The following is a 13,683-nucleotide window of genomic DNA, read 5'->3' on the forward strand; positions in this document are numbered from 1 at the left end:
CTCGATCCTCGGACCCGTAGAGCATCAAGACAAACGAATCTTCTCGATGCCAGAATCAGTTGCGTTGATGTAGATCCGCGCCCGCGACCGTCCCGTCGAGCAGCCGCACGTGCTGCATGACCAGGCCGAGCAGCGCCTGCACCGCGGCCGACGGGCGGCGCTTGCGCAGCATCGCCAGGTGCACCGACCACTCGAACGTCTGACCCTCGACCCGCAGCATCCGGACGCCGTCGCCCGCGAGCTGGACCGCGTACTCGGGCAGCAGCGCGACGCCGACCTCGTTGCGGACGAACGCCGCGGCGTCGTCGACCCCGGCGACCTCGACGGCGATGTGGCGCGCGATACCCGCGGCCTCGAACACCTGGTCGGCGACGGCGCGATTGGTGAAGCCGGGCGGGAAGTCGACGAAGCTCTCGTCGGCGAGGTCCGCCAGGGTGACCTGACGCCGCCGGGCCAGCCGATGCCCCACCGGCACCGCGAGCACGTTCGGCACCCGGACCAGCTCCCAGCCGGTGACGTCGCGGTGCGGCGGCCCGGCCAGCGCCAGGAACGCGACGTCGCAGTCGCCGGCCAGCAGCGCCGCCAGGTTGCCCGCCGACCCCGTCGACTCGACCCGCAGCTGCAGCTCGACCCCCGGGTGCCGGGCGCGGAACACCCCGGCGACGGCCGGCAGGTCGACCAGCGCCAGCCCGCCGAGCATCGCCACCCGGACCCGGCCGCGCAGCCCGCTGCCGAGCTCGTCGACGACGTCGCGCGCCCCTTGGACGGCGTCCTGCACCGCCAGCGCCTCGGGCAGCAGCGCCGCGCCGGCCTCCGTCAGCACCACCCGCTGCGCGTTGCGCTCGAAGAGGGTGACCTTCAGGTCCTTCTCGAGCGCCGCGATGGCCGCCGAGACGGCACTCTGGACCACGTGCAGCCGCTTCGCGGCCAGCGTGAAGCTCTTCTCGTGCGCGACGGCGACGAAGTACTCCAGCTGCCTCAGCTCCACGACGCCAGTCTGGCGTACGTCAGCCGCAGTGGATGCGCGTGCGCGAGGCCTGCGTCCAGTCGATGGCGCCCTTGATGTCGATGCACTTGTTCGACATGTCCACGCCGGCCGGCGTGTAGACCGGACCCGCGTAGTAGCTGTACCTGCCGTCGTCGCAGCCGACGCTGGGGCAGGGCGGCCACGCGTAGGCGGACCCGTGCGGCTTGATGGTCGCCTGCGTGTAGAGCCGCACCCCGTAGGTGGGACCGGCGTGGTTGGTGACCATGCAGTTCCGCTTCGCGGTGCTGGACCAGTAGACGTCCATGTAGCCGATCACGGGCGACGTGCCGACGGCGTAGTGGCCGATGTGCCGGTACGACGAGCCGCAGGGGCCGGCCGCGAGGGCCATTCGATCGTCGCCGGCGACGGTGGAATCCGAGTCTCCGGCTGCTGTCGCGGGCGTGGCGAAACCGAGCAGAACGAGCATGACTATGGCGAAAGCAGAAAGGGCGCGCTTCATCCGGTGGATCCTCCTTGCCCCGAGACAACCGGATTGTCACGCATGACCTTGTCCGACGAACCCACCTCAGCGCAAGATCATCAGGGCATCGATCTCACAATGGCGCTGAATCGGCGTCGGGCTGCTTCGCACCGGGCTGCTTTGCGCCGCGCTGCTTCGGCAGCGGCCGGTCGAGCGGGCCGACGGTGACCTGCAGGCCGAGGTGCTCGGCGAGCAGGTGCGTGAGCTGGCCGCCCTCGATCAGCTGGATCCGTCCGTGCCGGGCGGCGAACTCGTGCGTCGCCCGGCCGAACCAGGACGTCGTGACGAGGACGCCGCGGCCGGCCCGCTTGTCGTCCATGACGCCGGCCAGCGCGCGGACGGCGTCGGGCGGGACGACCTTGCGGTAGCGCTTCGCCTGGACGACGCAGACGCCGCCCATGATCGGGTCGGCGTTGACGGCGACGCCGTCGACACCGTCGTCGCCCGAGGCCTGCGTGACCCACGAGCGCATGCCCATGGCCTCGAACAGCTGCCGCAGCAGGTGCTCGAACTCGGCCGGCCGCAGCTGCAGCAGCACCGGCCGGCCGTCGAGGACGGCGGCGGCGTCGATCGGGTCGACGACGCGGTACCTCGACAGATCGGGGTCGAAGATCGGGCGGACGGCCTCGAGGTCCCACGGGTGCGGTGACACGACGGCGTCGAGGTGGCGTAGGCACTCGCGCGGGTCGAGGCGGGTCAGGACGAGGCCGGCGAACTGTTCGCGGCTGGCGGTGACGCTGACCAGGCACGGGTGCTCGGCTCGGCCGGTGGCGCGGTTGCGGGTCGTGACATGCGCGTTGACGGCGACCTCGTCGACCAGGCCGGGCGGCTGCACCTCGAGCGCGGCATGCAGAGTCCGCAGCACGAGCTGGGCGACCAGGCCGGAGTAGAGCCGGCGGATCTCCTTCGCCGTGCGCAGCCGCGGCGCGACCTTGTCCAGCGCGCGGACGTACTGGTACTCGCGCACGACGGGGATGATCTCGGTCGTCGGCAGCTCGCGGACGACCAGCAGCCGGCGGCCGTCGGGCCGGTACGCGACGTCGACCTCGGGCGAGACCCCGTCGGGCAGCCGGGCCGCCTGGATCAGCAGCTCGTAGTAGTCGGCGATGCCGCGCGGGTCGCCGGTGTCGAGGCCGAGCTCGACCTGGTCGACGAGCGCGTTGTGCCGGTCGATCTGCTCGCGGCGGGTCGCCTCGGCGACGGCGTGCCGGCGCTCGGCCTCCGCCAGCGCGGCCTGGCGCAGCGCCTCGTGGTCGCGGTAGGACCGCAGCGCGCGGTCGAACCGGGCGCGGGCCTGCGTGGCCGCGCGACGCCGGCCGCCGACCAGCAGCCGCGCCGCCCAGCTGAGGTCCGGCGGCGCGTAGTCGTCCCAGGCCGGCGCCTCGGCCGGGGTCACCAGCGCGCGGTCGGGCACGAACGACCACGGCCGGTAGCTGTGGCGCAGCTGGTCGACGTGGACGGGGTTGCCCGCGAGTCCGTCGACGAGGACGGACTCGAGCTCGGCGACGCGCGCCTCGAGCGCGCTCGTCATGTCGGCGGCATCGGCGTGCTGCTGCCGGACGTGCTCGCTCTCGTCGTCTCGGGGCCGTGCGAGTGGCCGCTCGGCCGGGTGCCCGACGGCGGAACCGGGGAGCCGCCGGGGGTCTCGGGGATGGGGGTCTTCGAAGGGTTCACTGCTCCGTCGCGTCATGATCCGCCCCAGACTCGACGCGGCAACGGTAAGGACCATTATATGGTCGGAAAAGGCCGAAATTGATCGAGAAAGCCCCTTCACGGCTTTTATCGATGAAAACTCGGTGAACTCCCGGCGTCAGGACGAAAGCCAGTGAACGACGCTCGGACCTGCGACGACGTGTCGGCTTGACGTCTGACTTCCACCGCGACCCAGCTCATCGGCGCGTGAGGATCTTGACATGGCACGGTATTCCATCTTCGATGTCGGTTCGAGGAGGCCCGCCTGTGCGCGTCACCGACGTCCGGCCCGTCCTGCTGACGGGGCCGTCGAGCAACGACCCGTGGATCACCGTCGCCAAGGCGACCCGCACGGCCGGGTTCGTCGAGATCCACACCGACGCCGGGCTGACCGGCGTCGGCGAGACCTACGCCGGCTACTTCGCGCCCGAGCTCATCGCGCCCATCGTCGAGTACGTGCGGCCGATCCTGCAGCACGGGGACACCACCGACCCCGTCGTGCTGACGGAGCGGATGCGACGCAGCCTGGTCTACTGGGCGCGGGTCGGGGTCGGCGCGGCCGTCATCAGCGCCGTCGAGGCCGCCCTGTGGGACCTCGCCGGGAAGGCCGCGGGCGTGCCGGTGCACCAGCTGCTCGGCGGCTCGCTGTATCCGCGGCTGCCCGCGTACGCGACCGGCGGGCCGGCGAACTGGCCCGCGGACGAGCTGAAGCGGAAGCTCGACCACTACCTGTCGCTGGGGTTCACCGCGGTCAAGGTCGGGTCCGGCTGGTTCGACGGAACCACCCGCCGGCCGCAGCTGCCGCCGTCGTCGATCACGGAGACCGCCGACCTCGAGGTGCAGAAGCTGGCGCTGATGCGCGCCCACGCCGGGCCGGACGTGGCGTTCATGCTGGACGGGCACATGGGACACAAGACGGGCTCGGACCGCTGGTCGCTCGACGCCGCGAGAGCCGTGCTGGACGCCGTCGGGCCCGGAGGCCTGGAGTTCTTCGAGGAGCCGCTCCCCTACGACGACCCCGACGAGTACGCGGCGCTGACCAGCGGCGCGCCGGTGCGGGTGGCCGGCGGCGAGCAGCTCACCAGCGTCGAGGAGTTCCGGCTCTGGCTGTCGCGAGGGGCGTTCGCGGTGGCGCAGCCGGACGCGGCCTGGCTGGGCGTGTCCGGTTTCGTCGAGGTGGCCCGGCTGGCCGCGGCCCGGGGCGGGTTCGTCGCGTCGCACGCGTGGAGCGGCGGTGGCGGCGTGCTGCAGAACGTGCACGCCGCCTTCGCGTCGCCGTCGTCGCTCATCGTCGAGATCCCGCCCGACGGCGGCGAGCTGCACACGCTGCTGTGGGGCGAGAACCTCGTCATCGAGGACGGCTGGGTGCTGCCGCCCCAGGCGCCCGGGCTGGGGGTCACGCTCACCGACGAGATCAAGGAGCGGTTCCCGTTCCGGCCCGGGCACGAGGAGTTCGTCAGCGTGCCGGGGAAGGTGCTGTCGACCTAGACGGTGGGATCGACACCATCCGGGAGGACGGCGATGCAGTCGATCTCGACCTGGATGAACGAGAAGTGGTTGCCGACGGTGGTGCGCGCCGGGTACGGCGGCTGGAACGCCTGGGCGTACAGCTCGTTGTAGCGCTCGCGGGATGCCTCGTCGCGCAGGAATGCGCGCACCTGCACCACGTCGCGCAGCGTGGCGCCGGCCGCGGCCAGGATCTCCTCGAGGTTGCGGATCGTGCGGTGGAACTCGCCGTCGAACGTGTCGGCCACGATCCCCTTGTCCGGCTCCGTCGACGCCTGACCCGACACGAACAACAGCCGCCCGACCCGGACGGCGGACGACAACGGCACCGGCGGCGGGTTGGCGGGGTCCGGCTCGATGTACTCGATCACTGCGCTGCTCCTCGGAAGCGGGGTCGGGCCTCGCTCACCTTCCGGTCGGCGCTGTTCCATGTCAAACTCGCGATCAAGGCATGGGGGCATGGCATGGGGGCATGGCATGGGACTCGACGCGAACTTCCCGGTCGTCACGATGAACGACCTCTCCGGGACGGTTCCCATCTACAACGACGACCACCTGGTGGTCGGCATCCTCAGCGGGGACCGGTTCCGGACCAACGTCACCTGCCTCGCCCAGAAGTGGGAGGGCGAGTGGTTCTACAAGCAGATGACCACCGAGGGCAACAGCTTCCCGTCGCGCAACGGCTGGATCCCGGCCGACCGTGTGCACGTCACCCACAACCCGCATGAGCCCGACCCGGTCCCGACCTGCAAGAACCTGTCGGGTTGTTTCAAGAAGGCAGCCACCGGCGCCGCCGTCACGACGGCGGTCGGCGTGGGGATCCGGCAATGGAGACGACGCCGCGGCGAGGCGTGATGGCGGGGATCTGCGATGTCGGCGTGTAGACGGTGACGCCAACAGTTGGCATCAGCGTCTACACGCCCGCAAAGCATTCGTCACCGCCATCTCGGTGCCGACGCGATAGCGGATAGACTTCCGCCATGGAGGACGACGCCTTGGCGGCAGCCCTGCGCGCCCAGCTCAAGGGCGAGCGGCAACGGCGGGGACTGAGCCTCGAGGCGCTCGCCGCCGCCAGCGGCGTGAGCCGCAGCATGATCTCCGACATCGAGCGCGGCGCGAAGATGCCCACCGTCCTGGTGCTCGCCCGATTGGCGACGGCGCTCGGCGTGACGGTCGCGCGGCTGCTCGGCGAGGACCGGCCCGAGCGGGTGATCGTGCGCCGGGCCGCGGACCAGCCGGCCATCACCGACGCCGGCGGCTGGCAGCGGCGGATCCTCTCCCCCACGCTGCCGGGCGTCGAGTTCGAGTTCATCCGCACCACCATCCCGGCCGGCGTCGTGCTCGGCTCGTTCGCGGCGCACGCCGCGGGGTCGCGCGAGTACGTCGCCGTCGAGACCGGGGAGCTCGCCGTCACCGTCGACGGGGCCGAGCACCGTCTCGCCGCCGGCGACGCCCTCTACTACGCGGGCGACGCCGTGCACGCGTTCGCCAATCCCGGCGCCACCGAGTGCGTCTACTACACCGCCATGCACGTCGCGAAGGAGCCCGCATGACGATCCAACGGCTCGACCCCGCCGTCCTGCCCGAAGCCACCGGCAACTACACCCACGGCACACTCGTCACCGGAGCCGGCCGGACGGTGTTCGTCAGCGGCCAGGTCCCCTGGGCCGACGACGACGGCCGAGTGCCGCCGGAGTTCGACGACCAGTGCCGGCTGACGTGGCGCAACGTGCTCGCCGTCCTGGCGGAGGCCGGCATGGGCGTCGAGAACCTCGCCAAGGTCACCATCTACCTGTCCGACCGTGCCTACCGCGAGGCCAACGGCCGCATCCGGCACGAGGTCCTCGGCGTCCACACACCGGCGCTGACGATCATCATCTGCGACATCTACTCCGAGGAATGGCTCCTCGAGATCGAGGCCGTCGCCGTCGACTGACGTGAGAAAGTGTCGACACTAGGACCCTTGATGTCTGCACCTCCTCCCGCCGTGGATAAGAGTGTCGCACGAACGGGCCTTTCGTGCGACACTCTTATCCATGGCTCCGACGGCGGACGACCTGCCGGACACGTTCACGACACGTACCGCGCTCGAGCGGGGCGCTCATCCTCGCGACCTCTATCGCTGGCGCGACGAGGGCCGAGTCATCGAGCTCTCCCGCGGCGTCTTCCGCCGAGCCGACGCTCCGCTGGCCACTCATCCGGACCTGCTCGCCGTCGCCTACCGCGCACCGAGAGCCGTCATCTGCTGTGTCTCGGCCGCGGCGGTTCACGATCTGACGGACGAGATGCCCGGCCTCGTACAAATGGCGGTGCCACGCGGCAACCGGCCGCCTCGAATCTCCTATCCGCCCACGGAGGTGTTCCGGTTCGACACCTTCACGTTCGCCCTCGGCCTGTCGGATGTGGAGGCCGCGCCCGGGGAACGGGTCCGCATCTATGACCCCACGCGCACCGTCGTCGACCTCATGCGCCTGCGCCACCGTCTCGGCGAGCCGGTGGCGCACGCCGCGCTGCATCGGTACCTGCGGCGGCCGGACGCGAAGCCACGTGAACTGCTGCGTACGGCGGCGAGGCTCGATGTTCTCGGCCCCATGCGCGCGGCCCTCGACGTGGCGAGCGCGCAATGACCGGGCCCACCAGGGAGACGGCTGCCGGACGGGCCTACCTGGACCTGCAGAACCGAGCCCGACGAGAGGGCCGCGGTACGCAAGAGTTGCTGACGCTCTACGTGGTCGAACGTTGGCTGGCCCGGCTGAGCGAGTCACCACACGCCGATCGCTTCGTGCTCAAGGGCGGGATGCTGCTCGCCGCCTTCGGCGCGCGTCGGCCGACCGTCGACGCCGACGCGCTCGTGCGTCATCTCGCCAACGACGTCGACACTGTCACCCGCGTCGTGGTCGAGATCGCCACGATGCGAAGTGACGACGGTGTGGAGTTCCTGCCGGAGACGGCACAGGCACGCGTGATCCGAGATGACGCGCTGTACTCCGGGGTGCGCATCAGCATGGAGTCCCGGCTCGCGAGGGCGGTGGTCAAGTTCCGCCTCGACGTGAACTTCGGCGACCCGATCACGCCTGCACCGCGCACAGTCTCACTCCCGCCCCTGCGCCCTGACGCGACGCCGGTGCGCGTTCTCGGCTATCCCATCGAGACAGTGCTCGCCGAGAAGATCGCCACCGCCGTCCTGCTCGGCGCCACCAACACCCGGGTCCGCGACTACGCCGACGTCTACACACTGGCTGGCCGGCATGATCTCGGCCACGCCGCTGTGCGCAAGGCGTTCCTCGCGACGACCGCCTTCCGCGGAACTCCGGCCGAACCGCTCTCCGGGGCGATCGACGACCTCGTCGACCTGCGCCGAACCACCTACGCCACGTTTCGCACGTCGCTGCGCGGCGACGGAGCGCACCTGCCGCACGACTTCGCCGACGTGGTCGCCGCTGTCGTGACCTTCGCCGACCCGCTCGCGCAGGAAGGCGGGCAGCTCAGCTGGTCCGCGAGCGACCGCCGCTGGAGCGACGAGCCCGCGGCGTGAGCCGTGGCGTTCATGGACGTTTCATTCGGCCGCCGAGGCGCGTTCCCACGGTGGATCCGGGCGTGTTCGAGGCTTCTGTGCCACCACCCCCCCGAGACACCGGAGGACCCATGATCCGCCGCAGGAAGATCGCGGCCAAGGCCGCCGCCGTCGCGATGACCGCAGCCGCGCTGGGGACATTGCTGGTCGCGCAGGCCGTGCCGCAGGCTGTCGCCGTCGTCGCCAAGACCGCCGCGTCCGGCGCCGACCAAGTGCTCCCCGGCACCGAGATCGCCCGCTACGACGCCTTCGACGCGAACCAGGGCGTCGCCGTCGACAAGCGGTACTTCTACGCCGTCGACAACAGCACCATCACCAAGCACGATCGCATCACCGGTGAGCCGCTGCTGCAGTTCGCCGGCGACGAAGACGGCCCGATCGAGCACCTGGACAGCGGCGTCGTCGTGAACGGGCGGCTGTACGCGTCGCACTCGAACTACTCGGAGTATCCGATGGAGAGCTCCATCGAGATCTTCGACACCCGCACGATGCGCCACATCGGCACACACAGCTTCGGTATCTACCGCGGCTCGCTGACCTGGCTGGACCGGCACGACGGCGCCTGGTGGGCCACGTTCGCCAACTACGACCGGCCGCGCAACGGCACCGAGATCCCGTACGGCGAGACCTACAACACGCAGGTCGTGAAGATGGACGACGACTTCCAGGTGGTCGAGTCGTGGACCATCCCGAAGGAGATCCTCGACCGCTTCGACGAGATGAGCAACAGCGGCGGCTCGTGGGGTCCCGACGGCCGGCTGTGGCTGACCGGCCACGACCTGCCCGAGGCGTACGTCATGCGGCTGCCGGAGGCCGGCGCCGAGCTCGAGTGGGTCGCGACCATCAGCCTGCCGGGCATCCAGGGCCAGGGCATCGCCTGGGACGACGCGCGGCAGAACTCCACGCTGTGGGGCATCAGCCGCAACAGCTCCGAGGTGCTGAGCTACCGGATCCCGGTCAACGACATCGAGGAGTCCGACGACGACCCGTGGCAGGTCAACGGGCCGGGCGAGTTCGAGGAATGACGCCATGAGGCGCGGCGGCTCCGCAGGCCGCCGCGTCTCATCTTCACCCGTTACATTCAGCAGATCATGAATCGACGCCGACCTATTTCATCGGAGACTGGCGTCGGACCTCGCGGTCGGCTGCACACTTCGTGGATCGCCGGGGCGGCCATCCTCGTCACCGCTCTGACGGCGGTGTCGACGGTTCTGGGTCTGGCTCGTGACGTCGTCATCGCCGCTGTCTTCGGCGCGGGCGGCGAGCTGGACGGCTACTTCGTCGCGCTGGGGCTGATGAACGTCGCGCTCGGGCTGCTGGCGAGCGCGATGTCCAAGGCCGCCGTTCCGGTGCTGTCGCGGCAGTACGCCGCCGAGGACGGCAGCCGCCGCAACCGGCGCCGGTCCAGCGTGACGCTGTCGGTGGCGGTGTCGGCGACGGTGATCGTGCTGGGCGTCGCGACGCTGGTCATGCAGCTGTTCGCCGCCGAGATCGTCGGGGTGCTGGCGCCGGGGTTCGGGCCGGCCGAGGCGGAGTCGGCGGAGCAGCTGACCCGCATCGTGCTGATCGCGACGGTGCTGGTGGCGGGGACGAACCTGCTGGCCGCGGCCGCGCAGTCGCGGCGGACGTTCTTCTGGTCGGCGATCCAGGGCGTCCCGTTCAACCTGTCGATGATCGTCGCGGCGGCGGTGTTCGGCCCTGAGTACGGGGTGACGGCGCTCGCCTGGGGCTTCGTCGTGGGCTCGGCCGCCCGGTTGCTGGCGCAGCTGCCACCGCTGCGCCGCATCGGGATCCGCATCCGGCCGAGCCTGCGACTCTCCGACCCCGACTTCCGGGCCATGCTCCGGCTCATCCCGCCGCTGCTGCTGGGCAGCGCGATCGGCAACGTCAACACGCTCGTCGACCGTGCGGTCGGGTCCACCATCGGCGACGGCGTCATCTCGTCGCTGTCGTACGCGTGGCGGCTGGTCGGCCTCGCCGACACCGTCCTGATTGCGTCGTTGCTGGTCGCGCTGTACCCGGCGCTCAGCACGGCGGCCGGCGACACCGCCGAGCTGCGCCGGTTGGTCGACCACGGCCTGAGCGCGACGGTGGTCGTGCTGGTGCCGATCTGCGTGGGGACGGCGGTCGCGGCCGGCCCCGTCGTCGAGACGGTGTTCCAGCGCGGCGAGTTCACCGCCGACGACGCCTCGCAGACGGCGACGGCGCTGCTCTGGTACGCGCCGGCGGTGCTGGCACTGGGCTGGCGCGAGGTGATCGTGCGGGCCAGCTACGCCCTCGACGACACCTTGCGGCCGGTCGCCGTCGCCGTCGTCGCCATGCTGATCAACGTCGCGGGCGACCTCACGCTCGGGCCCGCGTTCGGGATCCCCGGGCTGGCCGCGTCGACGTCGTTGTCGCTGGTGGTCGCGGCATTCGGCAACACCTGGCTGCTCAGCCGCCGGCACAACGCCGTCGAGGTCGGCGCGCTGTGGGGGCTGCTGGGGCGGACGACGGTGTCCGCGGCGGCCACGCTCGGGGCGGCGCTGGGGGTCGCCTGGCTGGTGCGGGACGCGCCCGCGGTCGCGCAGGTCGCCGCCGTCGGCGCCGTGTGCCTGACGGTGTTCGCCGGGGTCACGCTGGCGTTGCGCGGCCCCGAGGGCTCAGTGCTGCGAGACGCGACCCAGCTGCTGCGCCGTCCCCTTGCCCGCCGGTGAGCCGCCGCCGTCCTCGTCGCGCCGGACGATGCCGAACGGCGTGCTGGCCGCGCGCTGCCCGAGCGGGTTGTCCGACAGCGCCTCGAACAGCACGTCGGCCGGGAGGGACCGGGACGACACGGCGCGGATGCTGCCGCCGTAGTCGTTGAGGTCGACGATGGCGACGCCCGCGCCCAGGAACGCCTCGAGCTCCGCGCACAGCGTCTGCGCGTCGGCGACGGTGAACGGCGGCAGGACCAGGTGCTCGTAGGGCGGGCGGCCGCCGTCGATGTCGCGCGCCACCGGCCCGGCCACGCGGTAGAACACCCCGCGGATGCCGAGCGGCCTGGTGACGGCGCCGGCGAACGCCGCGGCCAGGATGCGCGCCCCGCCCGTCGTCCGGACGACGTACTGCATCTTCTCCGGCACCGACAGCCCACGCGATCCCGGCCGCGGCCGCACCAGTTTGGCCAGCAGCAGGGCCAGCCGGTTCGGGCGCAACTCGTCGATGGGCACCGCGCGTCCGGTGAGGAACACGGTGGCCTTCTCGCTCAGCACGACGGTGTCGCCGGGCTCCAGACGCGGCAGCGTTTCGCGCAGCGCCGACCGGAGGTCGTCGTCCTCGGTGAACCAGCGCGTACGGACTGCGTGGCGGACGTAACCCACGCCCGCCACCTCCGTACGGGTCCACGAACCCGCCACGACCACGTGACCTCCCCAAGCCCCCCTCGAGCTGTCCCGGTCAGCCTGACGGAACAGATCGAGAATCCTGGTGAAAGGCACATGAGAGTTCCTTAATCCCCAGGTGGGGCCGCATAGACTGCCGCGATGGAGAGGTCGCGGATCGATGCCGCCGTCGACGGAGCCAGGGCGCTGGCCGCCGAGGCCGGTATCGCGCTGCCGGGCTTCGCGGCGTGGTCGCGGGACGAGTGGCTTTCGGCCAGGGAGTCCGTGCGGCCGGCGCTGGAGCGCGGGCTGGGCTGGGACGTCACCGACTTCGGCCGCGGCGACTTCGACCGCGTCGGGCTGGTGCTGTGCACCCTGCGCAACGGGACCCTCGCCGAGCGCGATTCCGGCGCCGGGCAGACGTACGCCGAGAAGTTCCTGGTCGCGCAGGACGGCCAGGAGACGCCCATGCACCTGCACCGGCGCAAGACCGAGGACATCATCAACCGCGGCGGCGCGGCGCTGGTGGTCGAGCTGCGTCCCGAGCAGGGCGACGCCGACGCCGTCGTCACCCTGGTCGACGGGCTCGAGCGGGCCGTACGCGCGGGCGACCCGGTGCGGCTCGATCCCGGGCAGAGCATCCAGGTGCCGGCCGGCGTCTTCCACCGTTTCTGGGCCGACGGCGGCGTGGTGCTGGCCGGCGAGGTCTCGTCGGTCAACGACGACGTCGACGACAACCTGTTCCTCGACCCGTTCCCGCGGTACGCGGCGGTCGACGAGGACGCGCCGGCGCGGTACCTGCTGGTCAGCGAGTACGCGGAGGTCCTCGGCAGGCGGTAAATGCGGTGCGGCGGCGGTGGCGGGAGGGCTACCGTGCCGAGCATGAGCAACGACACCGACGTCGTCGTCGACGAGCTGGCGATCCCGGCCTCGATGGACGCGCCCGACGCCGCCGGCTTCGCCGAGATGGTCGACGTCCGCAACGCCATCGAGACGCACCTCATGGGCACCGACGTGCTCAACTACACCGCGCGCGAACTGCTCCCCGTCTACCAGCGGCAGCAGCACGAGCCGATCCGGATCTTCGTGGCGCGCGTCGACGGCCGCATCGTCGGGCGGGGCATCCTGTCGTGGTCGTCGGCCGAGGACGCGACGGCGTCGTGGGTCGAGGTCGAGGTGGCGCCCGAGTTCCGCCGGCGTGGCGTCGGCACGGCGCTCTACGACCACCTCGTGGGCATCGCGCTCGAGTCCGGCCGGCCGACGCTGCAGGCCGACGCCATCCACACCCGGCCCTCCGGCGGCGAACGCATCGAGCCGCCGACCGGGTTCGGCTGGCTCTCCGCCGACGACCCCGGCGTGCGGTTCCTGCGGCGGCGCGGCTACAGGCTCGAGCAGGTGGGACGCATCAGCGGGCTGCCGCTGCCGGTCGACCCGGATCTGCTCGCGTCGAAGCGGGCGGATGCCCAGGCCGCCGCGGGAGACGACTACCGCGTCGTCTCCTGGACCGGCGTCACCCCTCCCGAGTGGGTCGACGACGTCGCGACGCTGAAGACGCGCATGAGCACCGACGCCCCCAGCGCCGGCCTCGACTTCCCCGAGGAGAAATGGGACGCCGCCCGGGTCGCCGACTGGGACGGCCAGCTGAGCGACAGCGGCCGCGAGCGGCTCACCGTCGCCGCCCTGCACGTCCCGAGCGGGCGGCTGGCCGGCTTCAACGAGCTCTACCTCCCCGCCGACCGCGCCCGCCCGGTCTCGCAGGAGGACACCCTGGTGCTCGCCGAGCACCGCGGCAAGCGGCTCGGCATGCTCCTCAAGGTCGCCAACCTGCAGCAACTGGCCGAGGTCAACCCGTCGTCGCCGCTCGTCTACACCTTCAACGCCGAAGAGAACCGCCACATGCTCGACGTCAACGAGGCGGTCGGCTTCACCCCCATCGGCTACGAGGGCGCCTGGAAGCTCACGCCCTGACGGCGCGAGGGGCCGGCGCCCGAGACGCCGTCCAGCACGATCATGGCGGCGAAAATATCCGCTTCCGAGTCGGTTCCGGGCGGCGGATCCGCGC

At 71.4% G+C, this 13,683-nt stretch carries 15 protein-coding genes; 10 read left to right on the forward strand and 5 right to left on the reverse strand.

Annotation, left to right across the window (positions count from 1 at the left end; genetic code table 11):
- Positions 1 to 55: 55 nt before the first annotated feature.
- The 3 genes from HD601_RS31965 to HD601_RS31975 form a co-directional block, all read right to left on the reverse strand.
- On the reverse strand, positions 56 to 988 hold the full coding sequence (locus HD601_RS31965; protein WP_184828941.1) for a LysR substrate-binding domain-containing protein: 933 nt from the start codon (positions 986 to 988) through the stop codon (positions 56 to 58).
- A gap of 19 nt (positions 989 to 1,007) precedes the next feature.
- Entirely contained in the window at positions 1,008 to 1,454 is a 447-nt protein-coding gene (locus HD601_RS31970) for a hypothetical protein (RefSeq protein WP_221441483.1), read from the reverse strand.
- Positions 1,455 to 1,581: 127 nt separating this feature from the next.
- The gene (locus HD601_RS31975) at positions 1,582 to 3,039 is read right to left on the reverse strand and encodes a restriction endonuclease (RefSeq protein ID WP_184828943.1); all 1,458 of its coding nucleotides are present in this window, start codon (positions 3,037 to 3,039) and stop codon (positions 1,582 to 1,584) included.
- Positions 3,040 to 3,467: 428 nt separating this feature from the next.
- Between HD601_RS31975 and HD601_RS31980 the strand changes: the two genes are divergently transcribed.
- Positions 3,468 to 4,688 (forward strand): enolase C-terminal domain-like protein, encoded by a 1,221-nt coding sequence (locus tag HD601_RS31980; protein WP_184828945.1) that lies wholly within the window; start codon positions 3,468 to 3,470, stop codon positions 4,686 to 4,688.
- On the opposite strand, the gene HD601_RS31985 is transcribed toward HD601_RS31980, so the two are convergent.
- A complete protein-coding gene (locus HD601_RS31985) occupies positions 4,685 to 5,077 on the reverse strand; it encodes a Rid family hydrolase (RefSeq protein ID WP_184828947.1) in 393 nt (130 codons plus the stop codon). The two genes, HD601_RS31980 and HD601_RS31985, sit on opposite strands and share 4 nt — an antisense overlap.
- Before the next feature lie 106 nt (positions 5,078 to 5,183).
- Between HD601_RS31985 and HD601_RS31990 the strand changes: the two genes are divergently transcribed.
- From HD601_RS31990 to murJ, 7 genes are all read left to right on the forward strand, one after another.
- Complete coding sequence (locus HD601_RS31990; RefSeq protein ID WP_184828949.1) at positions 5,184 to 5,561, forward strand: hypothetical protein; 378 nt, start codon at positions 5,184 to 5,186, stop codon at positions 5,559 to 5,561.
- 125 nt (positions 5,562 to 5,686) lie between these two features.
- Positions 5,687 to 6,259, forward strand: a complete 573-nt coding sequence (locus HD601_RS31995; RefSeq protein ID WP_184828951.1) for a helix-turn-helix domain-containing protein — start codon at positions 5,687 to 5,689, stop codon at positions 6,257 to 6,259.
- A complete protein-coding gene (locus HD601_RS32000) occupies positions 6,256 to 6,642 on the forward strand; it encodes a RidA family protein (RefSeq protein WP_184828953.1) in 387 nt (128 codons plus the stop codon). The genes HD601_RS31995 and HD601_RS32000 overlap by 4 nt, the downstream gene beginning before the upstream one ends.
- 100 nt (positions 6,643 to 6,742) lie before the next feature.
- On the forward strand, positions 6,743 to 7,333 hold the full coding sequence (locus tag HD601_RS32005; protein WP_184828955.1) for a type IV toxin-antitoxin system AbiEi family antitoxin domain-containing protein: 591 nt from the start codon (positions 6,743 to 6,745) through the stop codon (positions 7,331 to 7,333).
- On the forward strand, positions 7,330 to 8,241 hold the full coding sequence (locus tag HD601_RS32010; protein WP_184828957.1) for a nucleotidyl transferase AbiEii/AbiGii toxin family protein: 912 nt from the start codon (positions 7,330 to 7,332) through the stop codon (positions 8,239 to 8,241). Before HD601_RS32005 ends, HD601_RS32010 begins: the two co-directional genes overlap by 4 nt.
- A 110-nt stretch (positions 8,242 to 8,351) precedes the next feature.
- Entirely contained in the window at positions 8,352 to 9,305 is a 954-nt protein-coding gene (locus tag HD601_RS32015) for a hypothetical protein (protein ID WP_184828959.1), read from the forward strand.
- Between the two features lie 66 nt (positions 9,306 to 9,371).
- The gene (murJ, locus tag HD601_RS32020; protein WP_184828962.1) at positions 9,372 to 10,976 is read left to right on the forward strand and encodes a murein biosynthesis integral membrane protein MurJ; all 1,605 of its coding nucleotides are present in this window, start codon (positions 9,372 to 9,374) and stop codon (positions 10,974 to 10,976) included.
- Here the strand turns inward: murJ and HD601_RS32025 are convergent.
- Positions 10,923 to 11,621 carry a hypothetical protein gene (locus HD601_RS32025; protein ID WP_184828964.1) on the reverse strand — a complete coding sequence of 233 codons (699 nt, stop codon included), beginning with the start codon at positions 11,619 to 11,621 and terminating at the stop codon, positions 10,923 to 10,925. The genes murJ and HD601_RS32025 overlap by 54 nt on opposite strands.
- Positions 11,622 to 11,783: 162 nt before the next feature.
- On the opposite strand from HD601_RS32025, the gene HD601_RS32030 reads away from it, so the two are divergent.
- On the forward strand, positions 11,784 to 12,461 hold the full coding sequence (locus tag HD601_RS32030) for a D-lyxose/D-mannose family sugar isomerase (protein ID WP_184828967.1): 678 nt from the start codon (positions 11,784 to 11,786) through the stop codon (positions 12,459 to 12,461).
- 42 nt (positions 12,462 to 12,503) lie between these two features.
- The gene (locus HD601_RS32035; protein WP_184828969.1) at positions 12,504 to 13,589 is read left to right on the forward strand and encodes a GNAT family N-acetyltransferase; all 1,086 of its coding nucleotides are present in this window, start codon (positions 12,504 to 12,506) and stop codon (positions 13,587 to 13,589) included.
- Positions 13,590 to 13,683 lie beyond the last annotated feature (94 nt).

Source organism: Jiangella mangrovi, assembly GCF_014204975.1.
GTDB lineage: Bacteria > Actinomycetota > Actinomycetes > Jiangellales > Jiangellaceae > Jiangella > Jiangella mangrovi.

What these genes read in the sequence shown, in the direction of transcription:
- HD601_RS31995 (WP_184828951.1), top strand. Translation starts at nt 5,687, where the DNA reads ATGGAGGACGACGCCTTGGCGGCAGCCCTGCGCGCCCAGCTCAAGGGC.
- HD601_RS32015 (WP_184828959.1), top strand. Translation starts at nt 8,352, where the DNA reads ATGATCCGCCGCAGGAAGATCGCGGCCAAGGCCGCCGCCGTCGCGATG.
- HD601_RS31970 (WP_221441483.1), bottom strand. Translation starts at nt 1,454, where the DNA reads ATGCTCGTTCTGCTCGGTTTCGCCACGCCCGCGACAGCAGCCGGAGAC.
- HD601_RS32005 (WP_184828955.1), top strand. Translation starts at nt 6,743, where the DNA reads ATGGCTCCGACGGCGGACGACCTGCCGGACACGTTCACGACACGTACC.
- HD601_RS31990 (WP_184828949.1), top strand. Translation starts at nt 5,184, where the DNA reads ATGGGACTCGACGCGAACTTCCCGGTCGTCACGATGAACGACCTCTCC.
- HD601_RS32010 (WP_184828957.1), top strand. Translation starts at nt 7,330, where the DNA reads ATGACCGGGCCCACCAGGGAGACGGCTGCCGGACGGGCCTACCTGGAC.
- HD601_RS31975 (WP_184828943.1), bottom strand. Translation starts at nt 3,039, where the DNA reads ATGACGAGCGCGCTCGAGGCGCGCGTCGCCGAGCTCGAGTCCGTCCTC.
- murJ (WP_184828962.1), top strand. Translation starts at nt 9,372, where the DNA reads ATGAATCGACGCCGACCTATTTCATCGGAGACTGGCGTCGGACCTCGC.
- HD601_RS32035 (WP_184828969.1), top strand. Translation starts at nt 12,504, where the DNA reads ATGAGCAACGACACCGACGTCGTCGTCGACGAGCTGGCGATCCCGGCC.
- HD601_RS32030 (WP_184828967.1), top strand. Translation starts at nt 11,784, where the DNA reads ATGGAGAGGTCGCGGATCGATGCCGCCGTCGACGGAGCCAGGGCGCTG.
- HD601_RS32000 (WP_184828953.1), top strand. Translation starts at nt 6,256, where the DNA reads ATGACGATCCAACGGCTCGACCCCGCCGTCCTGCCCGAAGCCACCGGC.